20 protein-coding genes are annotated in these 20248 nt (G+C 74.9%); 11 read left to right on the top strand and 9 right to left on the bottom strand.

Going from position 1 to position 20248, the window contains the following annotated elements; genetic code table 11:
• Positions 1 to 6 precede the first annotated feature (6 nt).
• Together greA and MHY85_RS08525 are read right to left on the bottom strand one after the other, a co-directional pair.
• Positions 7 to 495 (bottom strand): transcription elongation factor GreA, encoded by a 489-nt coding sequence (greA, locus tag MHY85_RS08530; protein ID WP_158372900.1) that lies wholly within the window; start codon positions 493 to 495, stop codon positions 7 to 9.
• A 221-nt stretch (positions 496 to 716) separates the two neighbouring features.
• A complete protein-coding gene (locus tag MHY85_RS08525; RefSeq protein WP_239195475.1) occupies positions 717 to 1121 on the bottom strand; it encodes a DUF4307 domain-containing protein in 405 nt (134 codons plus the stop codon).
• Positions 1122 to 1255: 134 nt separating this feature from the next.
• On the opposite strand from MHY85_RS08525, the gene mca reads away from it, so the two are divergent.
• Genes mca through MHY85_RS08510 form a run of 3 tightly spaced genes read left to right on the top strand, consistent with a single transcriptional unit; the run spans position 1256 to position 3332 of the window.
• Positions 1256 to 2113 carry a mycothiol conjugate amidase Mca gene (gene mca, locus MHY85_RS08520; protein WP_239195511.1) on the top strand — a complete coding sequence of 286 codons (858 nt, stop codon included), beginning with the start codon at positions 1256 to 1258 and terminating at the stop codon, positions 2111 to 2113.
• On the top strand, positions 2110 to 2511 hold the full coding sequence (locus MHY85_RS08515) for a hypothetical protein (protein ID WP_239195473.1): 402 nt from the start codon (positions 2110 to 2112) through the stop codon (positions 2509 to 2511). Before mca ends, MHY85_RS08515 begins: the two co-directional genes overlap by 4 nt.
• Positions 2508 to 3332, top strand: a complete 825-nt coding sequence (locus MHY85_RS08510) for a carbon-nitrogen hydrolase family protein (RefSeq protein WP_239195472.1) — start codon at positions 2508 to 2510, stop codon at positions 3330 to 3332. The genes MHY85_RS08515 and MHY85_RS08510 overlap by 4 nt, the downstream gene beginning before the upstream one ends.
• Before the next feature lie 21 nt (positions 3333 to 3353).
• Here the strand turns inward: MHY85_RS08510 and MHY85_RS08505 are convergent, their stop codons facing one another.
• The 3 genes from MHY85_RS08505 to MHY85_RS08495 form a co-directional block, all read right to left on the bottom strand.
• A complete protein-coding gene (locus MHY85_RS08505) occupies positions 3354 to 3938 on the bottom strand; it encodes a hypothetical protein (RefSeq protein WP_239195470.1) in 585 nt (194 codons plus the stop codon).
• Positions 3939 to 4020: 82 nt separating this feature from the next.
• Positions 4021 to 4803 (bottom strand): GTP pyrophosphokinase family protein, encoded by a 783-nt coding sequence (locus MHY85_RS08500; protein WP_239195469.1) that lies wholly within the window; start codon positions 4801 to 4803, stop codon positions 4021 to 4023.
• A gap of 29 nt (positions 4804 to 4832) precedes the next feature.
• A complete protein-coding gene (locus tag MHY85_RS08495; protein WP_239195467.1) occupies positions 4833 to 5504 on the bottom strand; it encodes a hemolysin III family protein in 672 nt (223 codons plus the stop codon).
• A 242-nt stretch (positions 5505 to 5746) separates the two neighbouring features.
• On the opposite strand from MHY85_RS08495, the gene MHY85_RS08490 reads away from it, so the two are divergent.
• On the top strand, positions 5747 to 6508 hold the full coding sequence (locus tag MHY85_RS08490; protein WP_239195465.1) for an isoprenyl transferase: 762 nt from the start codon (positions 5747 to 5749) through the stop codon (positions 6506 to 6508).
• Between the two features lie 316 nt (positions 6509 to 6824).
• Entirely contained in the window at positions 6825 to 8168 is a 1344-nt protein-coding gene (locus MHY85_RS08485; protein ID WP_239195463.1) for a PhoH family protein, read from the top strand.
• Positions 8169 to 8188: 20 nt separating this feature from the next.
• Here the strand turns inward: MHY85_RS08485 and MHY85_RS08480 are convergent, their stop codons facing one another.
• Positions 8189 to 9352: an FUSC family protein gene (locus MHY85_RS08480; RefSeq protein ID WP_239195461.1), complete on the bottom strand. Its 1164-nt coding sequence runs from the start codon at positions 9350 to 9352 to the stop codon at positions 8189 to 8191.
• 73 nt (positions 9353 to 9425) lie between these two features.
• On the opposite strand from MHY85_RS08480, the gene MHY85_RS08475 reads away from it, so the two are divergent.
• Positions 9426 to 9911: a MarR family winged helix-turn-helix transcriptional regulator gene (locus MHY85_RS08475; RefSeq protein ID WP_239195459.1), complete on the top strand. Its 486-nt coding sequence runs from the start codon at positions 9426 to 9428 to the stop codon at positions 9909 to 9911.
• Positions 9912 to 10095: 184 nt separating this feature from the next.
• Positions 10096 to 12351, top strand: coding sequence for a methyl-accepting chemotaxis protein (locus MHY85_RS08470; protein ID WP_239195457.1), 2256 nt, complete (start codon positions 10096 to 10098; stop codon positions 12349 to 12351).
• Here the strand turns inward: MHY85_RS08470 and MHY85_RS08465 are convergent.
• Both MHY85_RS08465 and MHY85_RS08460 read right to left on the bottom strand, forming a co-directional pair.
• The gene (locus tag MHY85_RS08465; RefSeq protein ID WP_239195455.1) at positions 12290 to 13702 is read right to left on the bottom strand and encodes an aspartate ammonia-lyase; all 1413 of its coding nucleotides are present in this window, start codon (positions 13700 to 13702) and stop codon (positions 12290 to 12292) included. The genes MHY85_RS08470 and MHY85_RS08465 overlap by 62 nt on opposite strands.
• Before the next feature lie 179 nt (positions 13703 to 13881).
• Complete coding sequence (locus MHY85_RS08460; protein ID WP_158372910.1) at positions 13882 to 14547, bottom strand: carbonic anhydrase; 666 nt, start codon at positions 14545 to 14547, stop codon at positions 13882 to 13884.
• 202 nt (positions 14548 to 14749) lie between these two features.
• On the opposite strand from MHY85_RS08460, the gene MHY85_RS08455 reads away from it, so the two are divergent.
• The 4 genes from MHY85_RS08455 to MHY85_RS08440 are packed head-to-tail and all read left to right on the top strand — an operon-like array spanning position 14750 to position 19193.
• Positions 14750 to 16042 carry an extracellular solute-binding protein gene (locus MHY85_RS08455; RefSeq protein WP_374233262.1) on the top strand — a complete coding sequence of 431 codons (1293 nt, stop codon included), beginning with the start codon at positions 14750 to 14752 and terminating at the stop codon, positions 16040 to 16042.
• Positions 16039 to 17025: a carbohydrate ABC transporter permease gene (locus MHY85_RS08450; RefSeq protein WP_239195451.1), complete on the top strand. Its 987-nt coding sequence runs from the start codon at positions 16039 to 16041 to the stop codon at positions 17023 to 17025. Before MHY85_RS08455 ends, MHY85_RS08450 begins: the two co-directional genes overlap by 4 nt.
• Positions 17025 to 17873, top strand: coding sequence for a carbohydrate ABC transporter permease (locus MHY85_RS08445; RefSeq protein WP_239195449.1), 849 nt, complete (start codon positions 17025 to 17027; stop codon positions 17871 to 17873). Before MHY85_RS08450 ends, MHY85_RS08445 begins: the two co-directional genes overlap by 1 nt.
• Before the next feature lie 33 nt (positions 17874 to 17906).
• Positions 17907 to 19193: an ABC transporter ATP-binding protein gene (locus tag MHY85_RS08440; protein WP_239195445.1), complete on the top strand. Its 1287-nt coding sequence runs from the start codon at positions 17907 to 17909 to the stop codon at positions 19191 to 19193.
• 87 nt (positions 19194 to 19280) lie between these two features.
• Here MHY85_RS08440 and MHY85_RS08435 read toward each other — a convergent pair whose 3' ends face one another.
• The gene (locus tag MHY85_RS08435; protein ID WP_239195443.1) at positions 19281 to 20219 is read right to left on the bottom strand and encodes a carbohydrate kinase; all 939 of its coding nucleotides are present in this window, start codon (positions 20217 to 20219) and stop codon (positions 19281 to 19283) included.
• Positions 20220 to 20248 lie beyond the last annotated feature (29 nt).

The following is a 20248-nucleotide window of genomic DNA, read 5'->3' as shown; positions in this document are numbered from 1 at the left end:
GGTGCGTCAGCCGGCGAAGGGCTTCGCGTCCGTGATCTCGACCGGGATGTCGCGGCCGTTGGGTGCCGTGTAGGACACCTTCTCCCCGACCTTGCGGCCGTTGATGGACGCGCCGAGCGGCGACGTGGGGGAGAACACCTCGATGTCGGCGCTGCCGGCGATCTCGCGCGAGCCGAGCAGGAAGGTCATCTCGTCCCCGGCGACCACGGCGGTCACGACCATGCCCGGCTCGACGACGCCGTCGTCCGGCGGGGTGCCGATCTGCACGTTGCGGAGCTTCTCCTTGAGCTCGCGGATGCGGGCCTCCTGCTTGGCCTGCTCCTCGCGGGCGGCGTGGTAGCCGCCGTTCTCCTTGAGGTCGCCCTCGTCACGCGCGGCGGCGATCCGCTCGGTGACCTCGGCTCGTCCCGGGCCCTCGAGGTGCTCGAGCTCTGCCTTGAGGCGGTCGTAGGCCTCCTGCGTCAGCCAGGTGGCGGCCTGCGTCGTGTCGGTCACGTCCACTCCTTCCTGCGTGTCGCGCGCCCGTCCGGGTCGCGCCGTCGGTGACCCCGGCCAGGCGTGCGCGGGCCCGAGCGATGAACGGGGATGCCGTCTCCCTCGCGGTCGCGTCGACCTGCGGTGACATCGGGCGACGTCGGACCGGGGGCGGCGTATGAATCGGCAAGCATAGCAACTGGCCGGGTCCGGTGCGGGTGGTCCTCGCCCCTGCGCGCCGGTCAGCCCGCCGTGCAGGACTCCACGACCGCCGACACCGCGAGCTCGCTCGTGGGGACGGTGGTGGTCACGCGCTGGGTCGCGGTGCCGGCGGGCCCGACCTCGACGGTCTGCACCCCCACCTCGGCGTACGACTCGGACAGCGCCTGCACGCGGCAGGTGACGGTCGCGTCGGCGTCCTTGGTCACGTCGAACGTGACCTGCGTGCTGGTCGGCCCGTCGACGCGGAAGCCGACCATCTTCCAGGTGAGGCCGTCCCCCGCGAGGGCGAGCCACGCCGCGACCGCCACGGCCAGGACGCCGAGCGCGATCATCGCGACGCGGGCGGCGCGTCGGCGGCCGGGCCCTGCGGGCTTCCCGTAGCGCCCGGCGGGGAGCTCGGGGGCGGGGGTCGGGGTCGCCGTCACGTGTCGCTCCTGGGTGAGGGGGTCGCGCGCCGGGCCGCGCGGAGTCGTCGGGGTGCGACCATTGTCTCGCGCCGGGTGCCGCACCGGCGACGAGGAGAGGACGACATCACACCGTGACCGAGCAGCTGCGCCTGATGGCGGTGCACGCCCACCCGGACGACGAGTCGAGCAAGGGGGCGGCGACGACCGCCCGGTACGCCGCGGAGGGCGTGGACGTCCTCGTCGTCACCTGCACCGGCGGGGAGCGCGGCGACGTGCTGAACCCGCACCACCCGCCCGTCGAGGGCGGCATCGAGGAGATGCGCGCCGTGCGCCGCACCGAGATGGCCGCGGCCGCCGCCGCGCTCGGCGTGCGCCAGCACTGGCTGGGCTTCGTCGACTCGGGGTTGCCGGAGGGCGACCCGCTGCCGCCGCTGCCCGAGGGCTGCTTCGCGCTGCAGCCGCTGGAGGAGGCGGCCCGCCCGCTGGTCGAGCTGGTCCGGGAGTTCCGGCCGCACGTCATCACCACGTACGACCCGACGGGCGGCTACCCGCACCCCGACCACATCATGTGCCACCGGGTGGCCTTCGAGGCGTTCCACGCCGCGGGTGATCCCGAGCGGTACCGCGGGGCCGGCGAGCCCTGGGAGCCGCTGAAGCTCTACTACAACCACGGGTTCTCGATGGCCCGGATCCGCGCGGCGCACGAGGCGCTGGTCGAGCGCGGCCTGGAGTCGCCGTTCGGCGAGTGGGTGGAGTCCCGGGCCGCCCGGGAGATCCCCGAGCGCGAGGTCACCACGCTGGTCGACGTGCACGAGCACTTCGACGCGCGGGACGCGGCGCTGCGCGCGCACGCGACCCAGATCGACCCGGAGGGCTTCTTCTTCGCGATGCCGCGGGACCTGGAGCTCGAGGTCTGGCCGACCGAGGAGTTCGAGCTCGCCGAGTCGCGCGTGCCGACCACGCTGCCGGAGGACGACCTGTTCGCCGGCGTGCGGGAGGCGATCGCGTGACGGGGCTGCTGGCGGTCGCGCACGGGACGCTGCTGCAGGGCTGGGGTGCGGTGGCCGCGGCCGTCGACCCGTCGCCCTCGCCGTCGAGCATCGAGATCCCGCCGGAGGACCAGACGTCGCCCGGGCTGCTCGGGTTCCTGGTGACGTTCGCGGCCGCGGCGGCGGTGATCCTCCTCGGGTTCTCGATGGTGCGGCACCTGCGGGTCGTCGACCGGAACGCGCGGAGGCTGCGGGAGGCCGAGGAGGGCACGTCCGCCGGAGCGGCGGGCACGTCCGCCGGAGCGGCGGGCACGTCCGCCGCGACCCCGTCGGGCACCGCGTCCCCGTCCGCCCGGGCGGACGACGACCCGGACGCCACCGGCGCCCCCGGGGCGACCCCGCCGCGGGGCCCGGCGTGACCACCCCGCCACCGGTGCGCCCGGCGGTGCGTGTCACGGTCGGCCAGCTCCGGGTGAGCGACGACCACGACGCGAACCGCGAGGTGGTGCGCCGGGCGTTCGACACGGCGGGCCGCGCCCGCGCGGACGTGCTGGTGCTGCCGGAGTACGCCTCGGGCTTCGACCCGCGCGGGACCGGGCCGGAGCACGCCGAGCCGCTGGACGGACCGTTCGTCACGCTGCTGCGCGAGCGCGCGGCCGCGGCCGGCGTGGCGGTCCTGGCGGGCACGACGCTGCCGGGCGCGGACCCGGAGCGCGCGGTGAACGCGGTGGTCGCGGTGGGTCCCGACGGCGCGCTCGCGGGCGTGTACCGCAAGGTGCACCTGTACGACGCGTTCGGGCACCGGGAGTCGGAGCGGCTCGAGTCCGGACCGGCGGACGCCCCGCCGCTGACGCTCGACGTCGCGGGGGTGCGGCTCGGCGTGCTGACGTGCTACGACCTGCGGTTCCCCGAGTCGGCGCGCCGCCTGGTGGACGCCGGCGCGGACGTGCTGGTGGTCCCGGCCGCGTGGGCGTCCGGCCCGCTGAAGGCCGAGCACTGGCGGACGCTGGCGATCGCGCGGGCCATCGAGAACACCGCCGTCGTGGTCGCGGTCGGCCAGGCCGGGAAGGGCGTCACCGGGCGCTCGCTCGTCGTCGGCCCCGACGGCGTGGTCGGGCTGGAGCTCGGCGAGGAGCCCGAGCTGCGCACGGTCGACCTGGACCCGGAGGCGCTGCGGGACGTGCGTGCGGCCAACCCGTCCCTGGTCAACCGCCGGTACCGCGTGGTCCCAGCGGTCTGACGCCGTCGCGCGGGGTCCGGGTCAGGCGCACGGTGCCGCCGGGGCGGGTCGCAGGGGGACCGCCCGGCGTACCGCGCGCGTGACCGCGAGGTAGCCGAGGCCGGCCACGACCCAGCCCGGCTGCAGGTCGACCACCGGCGAGAGCCCCTTCGGCGAACCGGCGAGCACCAGCACGGTGCTCGACGCCACCCAGGCCCCCGCGGCGGGCAGGACGCCGAGCGCGGCGATGAGCAGGCCGGCCCAGGTCGACAGCCGGGACGGCACGAGCAGCCACGCGGGGCCGTAGAACGCGTACCGGCGGGCCTGCGCCACGAGGACGAAGGCGGTCGCGGCGACCAGCAGCAGCGTCAGCACGAGGCCGAGCCGGGTGACCACCCGGTCCCCGCCGTCGACGCCCCAGAGGGTCAGCTCCGCGGTGGTCGTGACGGGCGCGAGCGTGGCGCCCCCGGACAGGCCCGGCACCGCCGTCGCGTCCGGGGCGACGCGGACCGCGACCCGCGCCAGCGGCACCGTGAGCCCGTTCACCCAGTAGCCGATCCCGGTGGCCCCGGCGGCCAGGCCGACGAGCGTGCCGAGCACCCGGGTGGTGTCGTTCGTGCCGGTCATGCGCTCGTGCCCCCTGGCTCGCGGTGCTGGTCCGCGACGAGTCTGCCGGGTCGAGGGCTCCGGCGTGGCCGGTTCCGGCGGGTCAGCCCCGCGGACGGCCCTCCGCGTCGAGGCTCGGGTCCGGCGGGGGCCAGAACGTGCGGAGCAGCTCCTCGGGCGTGAGCACCGCCTCGGCGTGCTCGACCGCCTCGTCGTCGCCGGCGAGCGCGCGGACCTCGTCGTGGATCCGCTCCATCGAGGCGTCGAGCTGGGCGGCGACGTCGGCGGCGAGCTTGAGGGAGTCGGTGAGGTGCCGGGGCACCTGCCGGCCGTACTTGTAGAAGATCTTGTGCTCGAGGCTCGCCCAGAAGTCCATCGCGATGGTGCGGAGCTGGATCTCGACGACCACCTGCTCCACGCGGTCGGACAGGTAGACCGGCACCTGCACGATGAGGTGCAGCGACTGGTAGCCGTTGGGCTTCGGGTGCGCGATGTAGTCGCGCTCCTCGAGCAGCGTGAGGTCGGCCTGCCCGACGAGCATGTCCCGCACCCGGTAGATGTCCGAGACGAACGAGCAGGTCACCCGGACGCCGGCGACGTCGAACATCTGCGCCTGGACGTCGGCTGGCGTCAGGGGGATGCCCTTGCGCCGGCACTTGGCCACGATCGACTCGAACGACTTCAGCCGGGAGCCGACGTGCTCGACCGGGTTGTAGTTGGCCATGTGCCGGAACTCGTCGCGCAGGATCGCGATCTTGGTCATGACCTCGTCGATGCCGAACTTGTACGTCAGCGCGAGGCGGCGCATGTCGCGCATGAGCGTGCGGAGCTCGGCCGGGTCGGGCAGGGCCGAGGGGTCGGGGGTGCGCTGCACGGTGCCGGTCATGTCTCCACCGTAGTTGCCCCAAGAGGGGGTCAGCGCAGGACCGCCAGGGCCGCCGCCGCGTAGTGGCAGGAGAACCCGACGACGGTGAGCGCGTGGAACACCTCGTGGAACCCGAACCACCGCGGGCTGGGGTTGGGTCGCTTGAGCCCGTAGACGACCGCGCCGACCGTGTACGCCAGGCCGCCGAGGGCGACGAGCCACACCACCTCGGCGCCGCCGTTGGGGGCGCGCCCGAACGCGGGCAGGAACCACACGGCTACCCAGCCGAGCGCGACGTACACCGGCACGTAGACCCAGCGGGGCGCGCCGAGCCAGAACACGCGCGCGAGCAGGCCGACCAGCGCGCCGGTCCACACGATGATCAGCAGCGTCCGGGCGGTCGACGCGGGCAGCAGCGCGACCGCCAGGGGCGTGTACGTGCCGGCGATCACCAGGAAGATGTTGGTGTGGTCCATGCGGCGCAGGACCGCGGCGACCCGCGGGGACCAGGTGCCGCGGTGGTAGACGGCGCTCGTGCCGAACAGCAGCATCGCGGCCAGCCCGAAGACCGCGCTGGCGATCGTGAGCGGCGCCGTGGGGGCGAGCACGACCAGCACCACCGAGGCCACGGTCGCCACCGGGAACATGCCCGCGTGGATCCAGCCGCGCAACCGGGGCTTGACGGCGTCGGCGATCTGCTCGGCGGTCTCGGTGACGTCCACGCGGGTCCTCCCTCGTGCTCGCGGTGGTGCGGCGCACCGGCGGTGCGGCGTCGCGGCAGGCGCGCGACGCCGCCGAGCCTAACCTACGAATGCGTAGGTTACGGGTGCGTAGGTTGAGGGCCCGGCACCGGTCGCACGGCCTTCACCCATCCTCCTCGGGGGGAGCGCGGGACGCGCGGTGCCGGGCCGCTCGCGAGCGGTAGCGTGAGCACGCCAGCCGCCCATGATGAGGAGACCCGCGCGTGCGCCTGCCCCACCCGCTCTACGGGCTGTACGAGCGCCGCCTCGCCGCCTCGCTGCCCCGCGACCGGGTCCCGCGGCACGTCGGCGTCATCCTGGACGGCAACCGGCGGTGGGCGCGGCAGCTCGGCGAGTCCACCGCGACCGGGCACCGGCGCGGGGCGGACCGGATCGCGGACCTGCTGGCCTGGGGCGAGGAGGTCGGCGTCGAGGTCGTCACCCTCTGGATGCTGTCGACGGACAACCTGAGCCGCGATCCCGAGGAGCTGGACGCGCTCCTGGGCATCATCGAGGACGCCGTGCGCGAGCTCGCGGCCACCCGGCGCTGGCGGCTGCAGGCGGTCGGCTCGCTGGACCTGCTCCCGGAGCACACCCGGGCGACGCTGCGCGACGCCGAGTCCGCCACGGCCGACGTGCGCGGCCTGCACGTCAACGTCGCGATCGGCTACGGCGGCCGCCGGGAGATCGCGGACGCGGTGCGGTCGTACCTGCGCGAGCGGGCCGCCGAGGGCGCGACGCTGGACGACATCGCGGCGACGTTCGACGTCGAGCACATCGCCGACCACCTGTACACCAAGGGGCAGCCCGACCCCGACCTGGTGATCCGCACGTCGGGGGAGCAGCGGCTCGGCGGCTTCATGCTGTGGCAGTCGGTGCACTCCGAGTACTACTTCTGCGAGGTCTACTGGCCGGACTTCCGGCGGGTCGACTTCCTGCGCGCGGTCCGCGACTACGCCGCCCGGGAGCGCCGGCACGGCCAGTGACGCCCCGCCCGGGCGCCGCCGCCGGGAGCGGCCCGGGCGACCCGGTGACGACCGCCGGGTGAACATCGTGTTGCGGATCACACCGGCGGCGTGTCGCGCACGCCGACGTGTCGGAGGCGCGGCGTAGCGTCCGGAGCAACGGGCGGCACCCGCCGCCCCCGGGAGGCCAGCTGCATGGAGCACCCGCTCCGGGGGGAGGGCCGGTCCTGGCCCTCCGTGGCCGGCCGCCCTCGTCCCGTCACCGAGCGCCGCAGGACCCGCGGGTCCGGCGCGAGGGGTCCGACTCGGCGCTGAGCAGCGCCGGAGGGAGCCTGCCGTGGTCAGCAAGCTGGGAACCGCCGCCCCGACCGACCAGCCGGAGGGGCGCCGCACGCACGTCCTCGACACCTCCGTCCTCCTGTCGGACCCGCGGGCGATCACGCGGTTCGCCGAGCACGACGTGGTCCTGCCCGTCGTGGTGATCACCGAGCTCGAGGCCAAGCGGCACCACGCCGAGCTCGGCTACTTCGCCCGGGCGGCCCTGCGGCTCCTGGACGACCTGCGGGTCGCGCACGGCGGGCTGGACACGCCGATCCCCCTCGGGGACCAGGGCGGCACGCTGCGCGTCGAGCTCAACCACACCGACCCCCAGGTGCTGCCGGCGGGCTTCCGGCTCGGCGACAACGACACCCGGATCCTCGCGTGCGCCGCCAACCTCGCGGCGGAGGGCCACGACGTCACCGTCGTGTCCAAGGACCTGCCGATGCGGATCAAGGCGTCGGCGATCGGCCTGCGCGCCGAGGAGTACCGGCACGAGCTGGCGGTGGACTCCGGGTGGACCGGCATGGACGCGCTCGACCTCACCGAGCAGCAGATGGCCGACCTGTGGGAGCACGAGTCGCTGCCGCTGGCCGACCTGCCCGACGCCCCGACGCTGCCGACCCACACCGGCCTGGTGATGCACAGCCCGCGCGGCTCGGCGCTCGGCCGGGTGACGGCGGACAAGCACGTGCAGGTGGTGCGCGGCGACCAGGACGTCTTCGGCCTGCACGGCCGCAGCGCGGAGCAGCGGATCGCGATCGACCTGCTGATGGACGAGTCGGTCGGCATCGTGTCGCTGGGTGGCCGCGCCGGCACCGGCAAGTCGGCCCTCGCGCTGTGCGCGGGGCTGGAGGCGGTCCTGGAGCGCCGGCAGCACCGCAAGGTCATGGTGTTCCGGCCGCTGTACGCGGTGGGCGGCCAGGAGCTCGGCTACCTGCCGGGCAGCGAGGCCGAGAAGATGAACCCGTGGGCCCAGGCGGTGTTCGACACCCTGGGCGCGGTGGTCAGCCGCGAGGTGGTCGAGGAGATCATGGACCGCGAGCTGCTGGAGGTGCTGCCGCTGACGCACATCCGCGGGCGGTCGCTGCACGACGCGTTCGTGATCGTCGACGAGGCGCAGTCCCTCGAGCGGAACGTGCTCCTGACCGTACTGTCCCGGATCGGGCAGAGCTCGCGCGTGGTGCTCACGCACGACGTCGCGCAGCGGGACAACCTGCGGGTCGGCCGGCACGACGGCGTCGCGGCGGTGATCGAGGCGCTCAAGGGGCACCCGCTGTTCGCGCACGTCACGCTGACGCGGTCCGAGCGGTCGCCCGTCGCGGCGCTCGTCACGGAGATGCTGGAGGGCATCGAGCTCTGACGCCGCCGGTCCCGCGGGGCTCAGCGGGCGGGCGACGACGGCGACGGCGCGGCGGGGGCCAGCGGCTCCTGCCGCGCCGCCGCCGCGCCGGGGGCCGGGACCGCGTGCCCCGGCTCCGCGGGCTCCGGCCGCGCCGCCAGCACCGCCACGACCAGCCCCACCAGTGCCCCGGCCGCGGTGTCCAGGGCCCGGTCCAGCGCCAGCCGGGCCGGGTCCAGCGGCGCTCCGAGCGACGTCATGAGCAGCGCCATCGGCGTGATGGTGAGCATCGCGACCCCGTAGTGCCGGGCGACCACCAGCTCGGTGGCGGTCTGCAGCACGACGACCAGGGCCGCGACGGCCCAGAACGGCAGGTGCGCCCCGAGCAGGGGCAGCGCGATCGCGACGCCGGCGGCCGTCCCGGCGGCGCGCTGCAGGGCCCGGACGCCCATGTGCCGCACGTGCGCGCCCTGCAGGACCGCGGCGGCGCCCATGACGGCCCAGGCCGGGTGGCCCCAGCCGGCGGCCGACGCGACGGTCCCCGCGAGCGCGGCGGCCACCGCGACGGAGACGGTCGGGGCGAGCGCCGCGCCGCCTGCCGTCCCGGCGCGCGCGACGTCGCGCACCCGCGGCGCGGGCTCCGTCGGCCGGCTGCGGCGACGGTCCAGCACCCAGCCGGCGTTGCAGACGAGGCAGGCCAGCAGCGCCCCGCCCGCGACGGCGGCCGCGCGGGCCGGGACGTCGCCCGCACCGAGCACCGGTGCGGTGCCCGCCCCGGCCGCGAACACCAGGATGGTGGCGCCGGGCGGGCCGGTGCGCAGCGCGACGGCCCCGGCCGTCGCGCCCGCCGCGAGCACCGTGAGCAGCGCCAGCTCGGCGACGACCGGCGTCCCCGCCGCCGCCAGGGCGGACGTCGCGGCCACCGCGACGGTGAGCGCGGCGCCGACGAGCGCCATCAGCCGCGACCGCCAGGCGTACCCGCTGGACCGCCCGTAGAGCGAGGCCAGGGCCCCGAGGGAGGCGTACCCGGCGAGGTCCTGCCGGCCGATGACGGCGACGGCCAGGAACGCGAGGGCGACGCTCGCCCCGCACCGCAGCGCCCCGCCCAGCTGGTCCCGGACGCTCGGCCCGCCCCGGTGCGGCCGCACGGCGGCGCGGAGCTGGGACGGGTGCAGGAGGGCGGCGGCGAGGGACAGGCGGTGCACCCCGCCATCCTCCCACCGAATCGTTCACCGGTAAATGATTCGTGAAGCAACTCACGCTGGGTAGGGTGGCGGCGTGGACAGCGTGGACCGCCTGCGCGCGGACTGGGCGCGCGAGGCGCCGGGGCTCGACGTCGCGCCGATCGCCGTGGCCGGCCGGATCACCCGGATCGCCGCGCTGCTCGACGCCCGCGCGGAGGCGGCGCTCGCGGCGGCGGGGCTGACGCGCGGCGAGTTCGACGTGCTGTGCGCGCTGCGTCGCGCCGGCCGCGCGCTGCGCGCCGCCGAGGTGTCGACGATCACCGCCGCGTCGCCGGCCGCGATCACCAAGCGCGCGGACACCCTGGTGCGGGCGGGGCTGGTGGCCCGCGCGATCCCGCACCGGGACCGCCGGGGCGTGCTGCTCGAGCTGACGGCCGAGGGCCGCGCCGCGGTCGACCGGCTGATGCCGGAGCACCTGGCCCGGGAGGCGGAGGCCCTGGGCGGTCTGGGGCCGGGGGAGGCCGAGGCGCTCGCCGCGCTGCTGTCCCGGGTGCTGGTCCGGGTCGAGGGCGGGGACTGAGGGCGCGGGGCAGGAGCAGGTCGCCCGCCCGCACGCAGCCCGTTCCCGGGTGAAGTTCGCCCCCGACACCGGGTTTCCACCCCTGTGACCGCTCACATCGGACCGAGGTCCCCCCGATGGGTCGGCGACACCGCCGGCGGCCCACCCGGCCGACCGGCGCCCGCCCTCGGCCCAGGAGACCACCGTGCCCCTGCCCCGACTGCGCACCAGCCTGCGCGCCCAGCTCGTCGCGACGGGAGCCGGCGCGGTCGCCGTGACCGCCGCGCTGCTCACCGCCGTCGGCGGGTGGCAGGTGACCGGCCTCGCCTCCCAGGCTGGCGACGACGTCGACCGCCTGATGCGCGACTCGATGTCCCAGACCACCCAGCAGGCGGTGGCGATGGTGGAGACGCAGGTCGCCACGGTCACCGACCGGATGGCGGCCAGCCTCCGGGTCGCCCAGCAGACCTTCGCGCAGGCGGGCGAGGTCTCCTTCGGCGCCCCCGAGCACTGGACGGTCACCGACCAGGGCACCGGCGCGACCGAGGAGGTGGACCTGCCCCGGCTCCAGGTCGGCGGCACCTGGCTCGGGCGCACCACCGACCCCGCGACCCCGGTCCCGGTCGTCGACGACATCACGGCGCTGCTGGGCGCCTCGGTGACGGTGTTCCAGCGGGTGAACCCGGACGGCGACATGCTGCGGGTGGCCACGAGCGTGACGAACGCGGACGGGCAACGCGTGATCGGCACCGCCATCGGGGCCACCGCCGCCGACGGCAGCCCGAACGCGGTCGTCGCCTCGCTCCTCGCCGGGGAGGCCTACTACGGCACCGCGAACGTCGTCGGGCGGCCGTTCGTCACGGCGTACGCGCCGCTGCAGGTCGGCGACGAGGTCGTGGGTGCGCTGTTCGTCGGCGTCCCGCAGACGGAGGTCGACGCGCCGCTGCGCGCCGCGCTGGCCGAGGTGGCCGTCGGCGAGGCGGGCTACCTGACGGTCGCCGACGCCGACGGGCAGTGGGTCGTGCCGCCGCCGGGCGCCCAGGCGGGGCACGCCGCCGGCTCGGTGGACGCCGCCGGCGAGGCGTACGCGTCCCGGCTGGTCGACGCGGCCGCCGACCTCGGCGAGGGCGGGACGGCCACCGAGCGGGTCGACCTCGGCGAGGCGGGCGCCGCCACGGTGCAGCTCGCCCGGTACGCGCCGTGGGGCTGGACCGTCGCCGCGTGGGGCTTCGACGCCGACCTGCGTGCGGTGTCCGCCGAGCTGGAGTCCGGCGCGGGCACGCTCATGCTCACGCTGCTGGTCGTCGGGCTCGTGGTCGCCGCGGCGGCGGTCGCGCTCGTGGTGTGGATCTCGGGCCGGGTCGTCGCCCGGGTCGGCCGGCTCACCACCGCGCTGCGCCGGGTCGCCGACCGGGACCTGTCGGTGGAGGTGCGCGGCGAGGGCCGGGACGAGATCGGCGTGATGGGTGCCGCGCTCGGCGAGGCCATCGACGCGATGCGTGCCGCGCTCACCCGGATGCGCCAGGGCGCCGAGGCCGTCCGCGGCACCGCGGGCCGGCTGGACGGGTCGTCCGGGACCCTGGAGGAGGCCGCGGGCCGGACGGTGTCCCGCGCGGAGGTCGTCGCCGGCTCCGCCTCCGTGGTGAGCACCGAGGTGCAGACCGTGACCGCGGCGATGACGGAGATGCGCGCGTCCATCGAGTCGGTGGCGCAGGACGTGACCGCGGCCTCGGGCGAGGCGGCGCAGGCCGTGGGCGTCACGGCGGAGGCCGCCGCGGCGGCGGACCGGCTCGCCGCGTCGACGGGCCAGATCGCGGCCGTGCTCGACACCGTGACGACCATCGCCGGCCAGACCCACCTGCTGGCGCTGAACGCGAGCATCGAGGCCGCCCGGGCGGGCAGCGCCGGGGCCGGGTTCGCCGTGGTGGCGGGCGAGGTCAAGGACCTCGCGCAGCAGACGTCCAGCGCGATCGGCACCATCGCCCCGGTGCTGGAGGCCGTCACCCGGGACGCCGCGGACGTGCAGGAGTCGGTGTCCCGGATCTCCCGGGCCGTCGCGACGGTCGACGGGCTGCAGGGCGCGGTGTCCGCGGTGGTCGAGGAGCAGACCGCCACGACGTCCGAGATCGAGCGCAACCTGGTGGTCGCCGCCGAGAGCACGACCGACATCGCGGGCAGCGCGGCGGACGTCGCGCAGGCGGCCGGCCGGGCGTTCGACGGCGCCGCCGAGGTGCGGCAGGCCGTCATCACCCTGGGTGACGTCGCCGCCGAGCTCGCGCGGGGCGCGGAGGAGTTCACGCTGAACCGGCCCGCCGCCTCGTTCGACCTGGCACGCTGGGGCGCGGCGCCGTCGGCCCGGGACCCCCTGCCCCGGACCGGCGGCGCCGCCGCGCGCGGGGTCAGGCCTTCGGGCGGGTCATGCTCAGCAGGTCGAGCGCCGCGTCGAGCTGCTCCTCGGTGACCTCGCCCCGCGCGACGTAGCCGAGGTCGACCACGGCCTCGCGCACGGTGATGCCCCGCGCGACCGCGTGCTTGGCGATCTTCGCCGCGGCCTCGTACCCGATCACCCGGTTCAGCGGGGTGACGATCGACGGGGACGACCCGGCGTAGGCCGCGCCGCGCTCCGTGACGACCTCGATGCCGTCGACCGTCCGGTCGGCGAGCACCCGGCAGGCCGCCGCCAGCAGCCGCTCGGACTCCAGCACCGCCTGGCCCATGACGGGGATCTGCACGTTGAGCTCGAACGAGCCGCTGGCGCCGGCCCACGCCACGGTCGCGTCGTTGCCGACCACCCGGGCGGCGACCATGAGCACGGCCTCCGGGATCACCGGGTTGACCTTGCCCGGCATGATCGACGAGCCCGGCTGCAGGTCGGGGATCCGGATCTCGCCCAGGCCGGTGTTGGGGCCGGAGCCCATCCAGCGCAGGTCGTTGCAGATCTTGGTGAGGCTGACGGCGATGGTCTTCAGGGCGCCGGACAGCTCGACCAGTCCGTCCCGGGCGCCCTGCGCCTCGAAGTGGTCGCGCGCCTCGGTGAGGGGCAGCCCGGTCTCCTCGGCGAGGAGGGCGATGACCCGCTGCGGGAAGCCGGCGGGGGTGTTGATGCCGGTGCCCACCGCCGTGCCGCCGAGCGGGACCTCGGCGACCCGGGGGAGCGCCGCCCGCACCCGCTCGACGCCCCGGCGCACCGCGGCCGCGTACCCGCCGAACTCCTGGCCGAACGTCACGGGGGTCGCGTCCATCAGGTGCGTGCGCCCGGCCTTGACGTCGCCGGCGTGCTTCGCGGCGAGCCGCTCGAGCGACGCGGCCAGGTGCTCCAGCGCGGGGACCAGGTCGTTGACGGCGCCGTCGGTCGCGGCCACGTGCACCGAGGTCGGGAACACGTCGTTCGAGGACTGCGAGGCGTTGACGTGGTCGTTGGGGTGGACGTCGGCGCCCAGGGACCGGGACGCGAGCGTCGCCAGCACCTCGTTCATGTTCATGTTCGAGGACGTGCCGGAGCCGGTCTGGTAGACGTCGACCGGGAAGTGCGCGTCGTGCCGCCCGTCGGCGACCTCGTCCGCCGCGTCGGCGATCGCGCGCGCCACGGCGGCGTCGAGGATGCCCAGCTCGGCGTTGGCCAGGGCGGCGGCCTTCTTGACCCGGGCCAGCGCGGCGACGTGCCCGCGCTCCAGGCCGGTCCCGCTGATCGGGAAGTTCTCCACCGCGCGCTGGGTCTGCGCACGGTAGAGGGCGTCCGCGGGGACGCGGACCTCGCCCATCGTGTCGTGCTCGATGCGGTACTGGACGTCGTCGTCGGCGTGCAGGCTCATGCGGCCGATCCTGCCACCGCCGCAGGACCTCGGTCCCACCCGCGCCCCACGGGGTGGCGCACGTCACACCCGCTCGCGCGCCCCCTCACGCCGAGATGGCAACTCTCGGCTGCGCGCGCGGGGTGCCGCACAGCCGAGAGTTGCCATCTCGGCGAGGACAGGGGGGTGGGAGGAGGGCGTCAGGCGGGGACGGGGACGTCGCCGATGTCGCCGATCGCGGAGGTGAGGCGGGCGTGGCCGTCCGCCAGGGCGTACTCGACGCCGACGACCGCGACGCGGCCGGCGTCGATGCCCTCGGCCAGCGTCACGGAGTACGAGCGCAGCATGTCGACGGTGTGCCGCACGTGCTCGTGGCCGAGCTCGGCGGGGTCCACCGACGACAGGTCGCGCGGCCGGCCCTCGGCGTCGGAGCCGTGCGCGAGCGACACGATCGACGGGATCACCCGGTCGACGACGGCGCGCACGAAGCCGCGCTGCAGCTCGCCGGTGGTGAGCGCCGCCGTGGCCGCCGCCACCGCGCCGCAGGAGTCGTGGCCGAGGACGACGACCAGCGAGGCGCCCAGCACCTCGACGCCGTACTCGATCGACCCGATCACGGTGGTGTCCAGGACGTGCCCGGCCGTGCGGACCACGAACACGTCGCCGAGGCCCTGGTCGAAGATGATCTCGGCCGCCACGCGGCTGTCCGAGCAGCCGAACACGACGGCGAACGGGTGCTGCGCCGTGCTGACCTCGGCGCGGCGGTCGATGCCCTGGGACGGGTGCTCCATCTCGCCGCGGACGAACCGGTCGTTGCCGGCGCGCAGCGCGGTCCAGGCCTCGGCGGGGGTCGTGGGGTGTGCCATGCGCCCCATGGTCGCACCGCCGGGCGCGTGCTCGGGACCGGCGTCCGCGCGGCCCGCACGTCCCGCCGCGAGCGCCCCGGACGGCCTCCGCTCCGGTGGCAGACCACCGCGGCGCGGTGTAGCCCTAGTGGTGGAAGCGTGGAGACGCCGCGGATCCCCAGGTCGGGGCGCACGCGGCGCCGGACTGAGGAGAGCGGTGCGCGTGCGAAGACGGTCGAGGGCGATCGCCGGGGTGACGGTGCTCGCGCTGGGGGCGGGGCTGGCGGCGTGCGCGCCGGCCGACTCGACGCCGGTGCTCACCTGGTACACCAACCCGGACGCGGGGGGCCAGGCGAGGCTGGCGCAGCAGTGCACCGAGGAGGCCGGCGGCGCGTACCGCATCGAGGTCTCGGTGCTGCCGCGCGACGCGAGCTCGCAGCGCGAGCAGCTGGCGCGCCGGCTCGCGGCGTCGGACTCGTCGATCGACCTGATGAGCCTGGACCCGCCGTTCATCCCCGAGCTGGCCAACGCCGGGTTCCTGGCGCCGGTGCCCGACGACGTCGCCGAGCAGGTGAGCCAGGACGTCGCGGAGGGCGCGCTGCAGGGCGCGTCCTGGGGCGACGAGCTCGTGACCGTCCCGTTCTGGGCCAACACCCAGCTGCTCTGGTACAAGAAGTCGGTCGCCGAGGCCGCCGGGCTCGACCCCGCCGCCGCGCCCGTGACCTGGGACCAGGTGATGGACGCGGCCCGCGACCAGGACAAGACGCTCGGCGTGCAGGGCATCAAGGCCGAGGCGTACACGGTGTGGATCAACGCCCTGGTCGAGTCGGCCGGCGGCCAGATCGTGGAGAACCCCGAGGCGCCGGCCGAGGACGTGACGCTGGGCCTGGAGTCCGACGCCGGCAGGGAGGCCGCCCGGATCATCGGGGAGATCGGCAAGGACAGGCTCGGCGGCCCCGGCCTGCCCACCCAGGACGAGAACGCCTCGCTCACCCAGTTCCAGGGGGACAGCGGGTCGTTCATGGTCAACTGGCCGTTCGTCTGGCCCGCCATGCAGGCGTCCGTCGAGGACGGCGCGCTCGACCAGGCGTTCCTGGACGACGTCGGCTGGGCGATCTACCCGCAGGTGACCGAGGGCACCGACGCCGCGCCGCCGTACGGCGGGATCAACCTGGGCGTCGGCGCGTTCAGCGCGCACGTCGACGAGGCCTACGAGGCCGCCGCGTGCATCGTGCAGCCGGAGAACCAGGCCGCGTACTTCGTCTCCGACGGCAACCCGCCGTCCTCGACGGTCGCCTACGACGACCCCGAGGTGCAGGAGACGTTCCCGATGGCGGACGTCATCCGGCAGTCGCTGGAGCAGGCGGCCCCGCGGCCGCAGACGCCGTACTACAACGAGGTGTCCCAGGGGCTGCAGGAGACGTGGCACCCGCCGGCCTCGGTCGACCCCGACCGGACGCCGCAGGAGTCCACGGACTTCATCACCGCCGTGCTGCGAGGGGAGCGCCTGCTGTGAGTACCGAGATCACCGGCGCCACGGCGGGGACGACGGCGCGGGCCACCCGCGGCGCCGGCCCGGACCGGGCGTCGAAGCCCCGCAAGAGCGACCGCGCCCGGGCCGAGGCCCGGCTGGGCTGGTGGCTGGCCGGCCCGGCGTTCGTGGTGATGCTGGCCGTCACCGCCTACCCGATCCTGCAGGCCGTCTACGACTCGCTGTTCCGGTACCGGCTCACCGCCCCGGACGACCGGGCGTTCGTCGGGCTCGGCAACTACGGCGTGGTGCTCGGCGACTCCGTGTTCTGGCAGTCCCTCTGGGTGACGACGGTGATCATGGTGATCACCGTCGCCATCGAGCTGGTGCTCGGCTTCGCGCTGGCGCTGGTCATGCACCGGGCCGTCCTGCGGCTCCGGGGGCTGCTGCGCACCGCGATCCTCGTGCCGTACGGGATCATCACGGTCGTCTCCGCGTTCGCGTGGTTCTACGCGTTCGACATCAGCTCGGGCTACGTGAACAGCTGGTTCGACTGGGTGCCCGGGATCAGCGAGGACCTGAACTGGTTCGCCGGCACCGGGACCAGCCTGTTCGTCATCATCGCGTCCGAGGTCTGGAAGACCACGCCGTTCATCTCGCTGCTGCTGCTCGCCGGCCTGGCGCAGGTGCCGGGCGACCTGGAGGAGGCCGCGCAGGTCGACGGCGCCACCTGGTGGCAGCGGATGAAGCGCGTGGTCCTGCCCAACATGAAGGCCGCGATCATGGTGGCCGTCCTGTTCCGGGCGCTCGACGCGTTCCGCATCTTCGACAACGTCTTCATCATGACGAACGGCGCGAACGGCACCACGGTCCTGTCGCTGCTGGCCTACCGGACGTCCATCGGGCGGCTGGAGATCGGCCTCGGCTCCGCCATCTCGGTGCTGCTGTTCGTCTGCGTGATCATCATCTGCTTCATCGCGATCAAGATCTTCAAGGTCGACCTCGCCGGTGCCCGAGGGGAGAAGTGATGGGAACCCTGTCCGGCAAGCAGAAGGCGGCCTGGGCGGCCATCACCGTCGTGGTGCTGGTGTACGCGTTGTTCCCGGTCGCGTCGATCATCGCGACGTCGTTCAAGCTCCCGAGCGACCTCAGCACCGGCAACTTCCTGCCCACGACGTGGTCGTGGACGAACTACGAGCAGATCCTCGGGCCGGACGGCTCGGCGCAGGAGCTGTTCCTGTCGTCGCTGCGGAACTCGATCGGCATCTCGCTGATCGCCACCGCGATCTCCTCGGTGCTGGCCACGCTCGCCGCGTACGCGATCGCCCGGCTCGACTTCCCGGGGCGCAAGCTGATCCTCACCACCGCGCTCGGGGTGTCGATCTTCCCGGTCATCTCGATCGTCACGCCGCTGTTCAACCTGTGGCGCAACATCGGCCTGTACGACACCTGGCCGGGCCTGATCATCCCGTACCTGTCGCTCACGCTCCCGATCTCCATCTGGACGCTCACCGCGTTCTTCCGGCAGATCCCGTGGGAGCTGGAGCAGGCCGCGCAGGTCGACGGGGCGACCACCTGGCAGGCGTTCCGGAAGGCGATCGTGCCGCTCGCGGCGCCGGGCGTGTTCACCACCGCGCTGATCGCGTTCTTCATCGCCTGGAACGACTTCGTGTACGGCATCTCGCTGACCTCGACCGAGGCGGCCCGGCCCGTGCCCGCCGCGCTGGCGTTCTTCTCCGGCGCGTCCCAGTTCGAGGACCCCACCGGCGCGATCTCCGCCGCCGCCGTCGTCGTCACCATCCCCGTCGTCGTCCTGGTGCTGCTGTTCCAGCGCCAGATCGTGTCCGGGCTGACCCAAGGCGCGGTCAAGGGCTGACGCCCGCACCGCCCGGACCTCCAGGAGGAGCACATGGCATCCATCACCCTGACGGACATCGTCAAGAAGTACGGCGACGGCTACCCGGCCGTGAACGGCGTCAGCCTCGACATCAAGGACGGCGAGTTCGTCATCCTCGTCGGCCCGTCCGGCTGCGGGAAGTCGACGCTGCTGCGGATGATCGTCGGCCTGGAGGACATCACCTCCGGCGAGCTGAAGATCGGCGACGAGGTCGTCAACGAGAAGGCGCCGCGGGACCGGCACCTCGCGATGGTGTTCCAGAACTACGCGCTCTACCCGCACCTGACGGTGTTCGAGAACATCGCCTTCCCGCTGCGGCTGCAGAAGGGCAAGTTCACCGAGGAGCAGATCAAGGACAACGTCGAGTTCGCGGCGGACACCCTGGAGCTGCGCGAGCACCTCGACCGCAAGCCGGCCAACCTCTCCGGCGGCCAGCGGCAGCGCGTCGCGATGGGCCGGGCCATCGTCCGGGACGCGCGCGCGTTCCTGTTCGACGAGCCGCTGTCCAACCTGGACGCCAAGCTGCGCGGCCAGATGCGCACCGAGATCGCCCGGATGCAGCGCCGGCTCGGCACCACCACGGTCTACGTCACGCACGACCAGACCGAGGCCATGACGCTCGGCGACCGGGTGGCGGTGCTCCGCAAGGGCGAGCTGCAGCAGGTCGCCAGCCCGCGCGCGCTGTACGAGCAGCCGGTCAACCTGTTCGTGGCCGGGTTCATCGGCTCCCCGCCGATGAACTTCCTGCCCGGCGAGGTGCAGGGCGACACCCTCCGGCTGCCGTTCGGCGAGGTGCCGCTGTCCGACGCGCTGCGCGACCAGATCGGCGGCCGGGGGCTGGTCATCGTCGGCCTGCGCCCGGAGCACGTCGAGGACGCGAAGGTGCTGGACGAGGACAAGCGCGCCAAGGGCGTCACGTTCGAGGCCGACGTCGACGTGGTCGAGTGGCTCGGCGCCGAGCTGTACGCCTACATCCCGTTCGAGACGCACGCCGACGTGGCCCAGAAGCTGGAGGAGCTCGACCGTGACCTGGACGGCGAGGGCATGCGCACCCAGGTGGTCGTGGCGCTCGGCTCGGAGAGCCGGGTCCGGGACGGCAGCCGCGCGGAGCTGTGGTTCGACCCGAAGCGGCTGCTGATCTTCGACCCGGAGTCGGGCGAGAACCTCACGTACGACGACGAGGCGGCGCGCCGCATCGACGGCGAGACCGAGGAGGACCGCCGCGCGGCCCTGGAGCGCGCCCACCGCGACGCCGAGAAGCAGGGCGAGCCGTCGGCCCGCCACCGCCAGGCGAGCTGAGCCCGGGCCACCGAGGTCGAGGGGTCCCGCCGAGGTCGAGGGTCTCCGCGCCCCGCCCGGCGCCGAACCCTCGACCTCGCGGGGTGCTCAGGCCTCGCCGAGCTCCGCGGCGGTCGGGGGGTTCGCGCCGGAGCGGGAGACGGTGATCGCGGCGACCTGGGCGCAGCGGACCAGGACGCGCTCGACGGTCGCGCGGTCGATCGCGCGGAGGGCCCCGCGCCGGTCCGCGCCCAGCAGGTCCGCGGACCACAGGCCGTCGACGAGCGCGCCCATGAACGAGTCGCCCGCGCCGACGGTGTCGGCCACCTCGACGCGCGGCGCCTCGACCAGCACCTCGTCGCCGCCCGCGGTGATCGCGAGCGCGCCCTCGCCGCCCAGCGTCACGACGACCAGCGCCGGGCCGCGGCCCAGCCAGTCCCGGGCGATCTCGGCGGGGGCGACCCCGGGGTGCAGCCAGGCGAGGTCCTCGTCGGACACCTTGACGACGTCGGCGAGCGCGACCAGCCGCTCGACGACCGGCAGCGTCTCCTCCGGCGAGCCCATGAGCGCGGGGCGCAGGTTGGGGTCGTAGGTGATCGTGGACCCGTCCCGGCGGTCCGCCAGCAGGCGGGCGACGGCCTCGCCGCCGGGGGCGATGACGGTGGCGATGGACCCGGTGTGCACGACGACGGGGGCGTCGTCGCCCTCGTCCCAGCGGTCCGGCAGGTCCCAGGTCAGGTCGAACTCGTAGGTCGCCGCGCCCTCGGCGTCGAGGTGGGCGCGTGCGACGGGGGTGCGGTCGGGGCCGCGGTCGCCCGCGAGGACGTGCACGTCCGAGCCGGCCAGGTGCTCCCGGACCAGGTCGCCGTGCGCGTCGTCGGCCAGCCACGTCAGCAGGTCGACGCGCCGGCCCAGCCGGCCGAGCCCGATCGCCACGTTCGCGGGGCTGCCGCCGGGGTGCTCGGCGGGCTCGGCGCCCGGGCGGAGCACGACGTCGACGAGGGCCTCCCCGACGACGAGGGCGCGGGGGGCGGGCTGCTCGGTCATGGGACTCCTTCGCGTCCGGCGGCGGTGCC

The sequence above is a fragment of the Cellulomonas sp. ACRRI genome (assembly GCF_022346185.1).
Taxonomy (GTDB): Bacteria; Actinomycetota; Actinomycetes; order Actinomycetales; family Cellulomonadaceae; genus Cellulomonas.
This window is presented reverse-complemented; position numbering and strand designations above follow the sequence as displayed.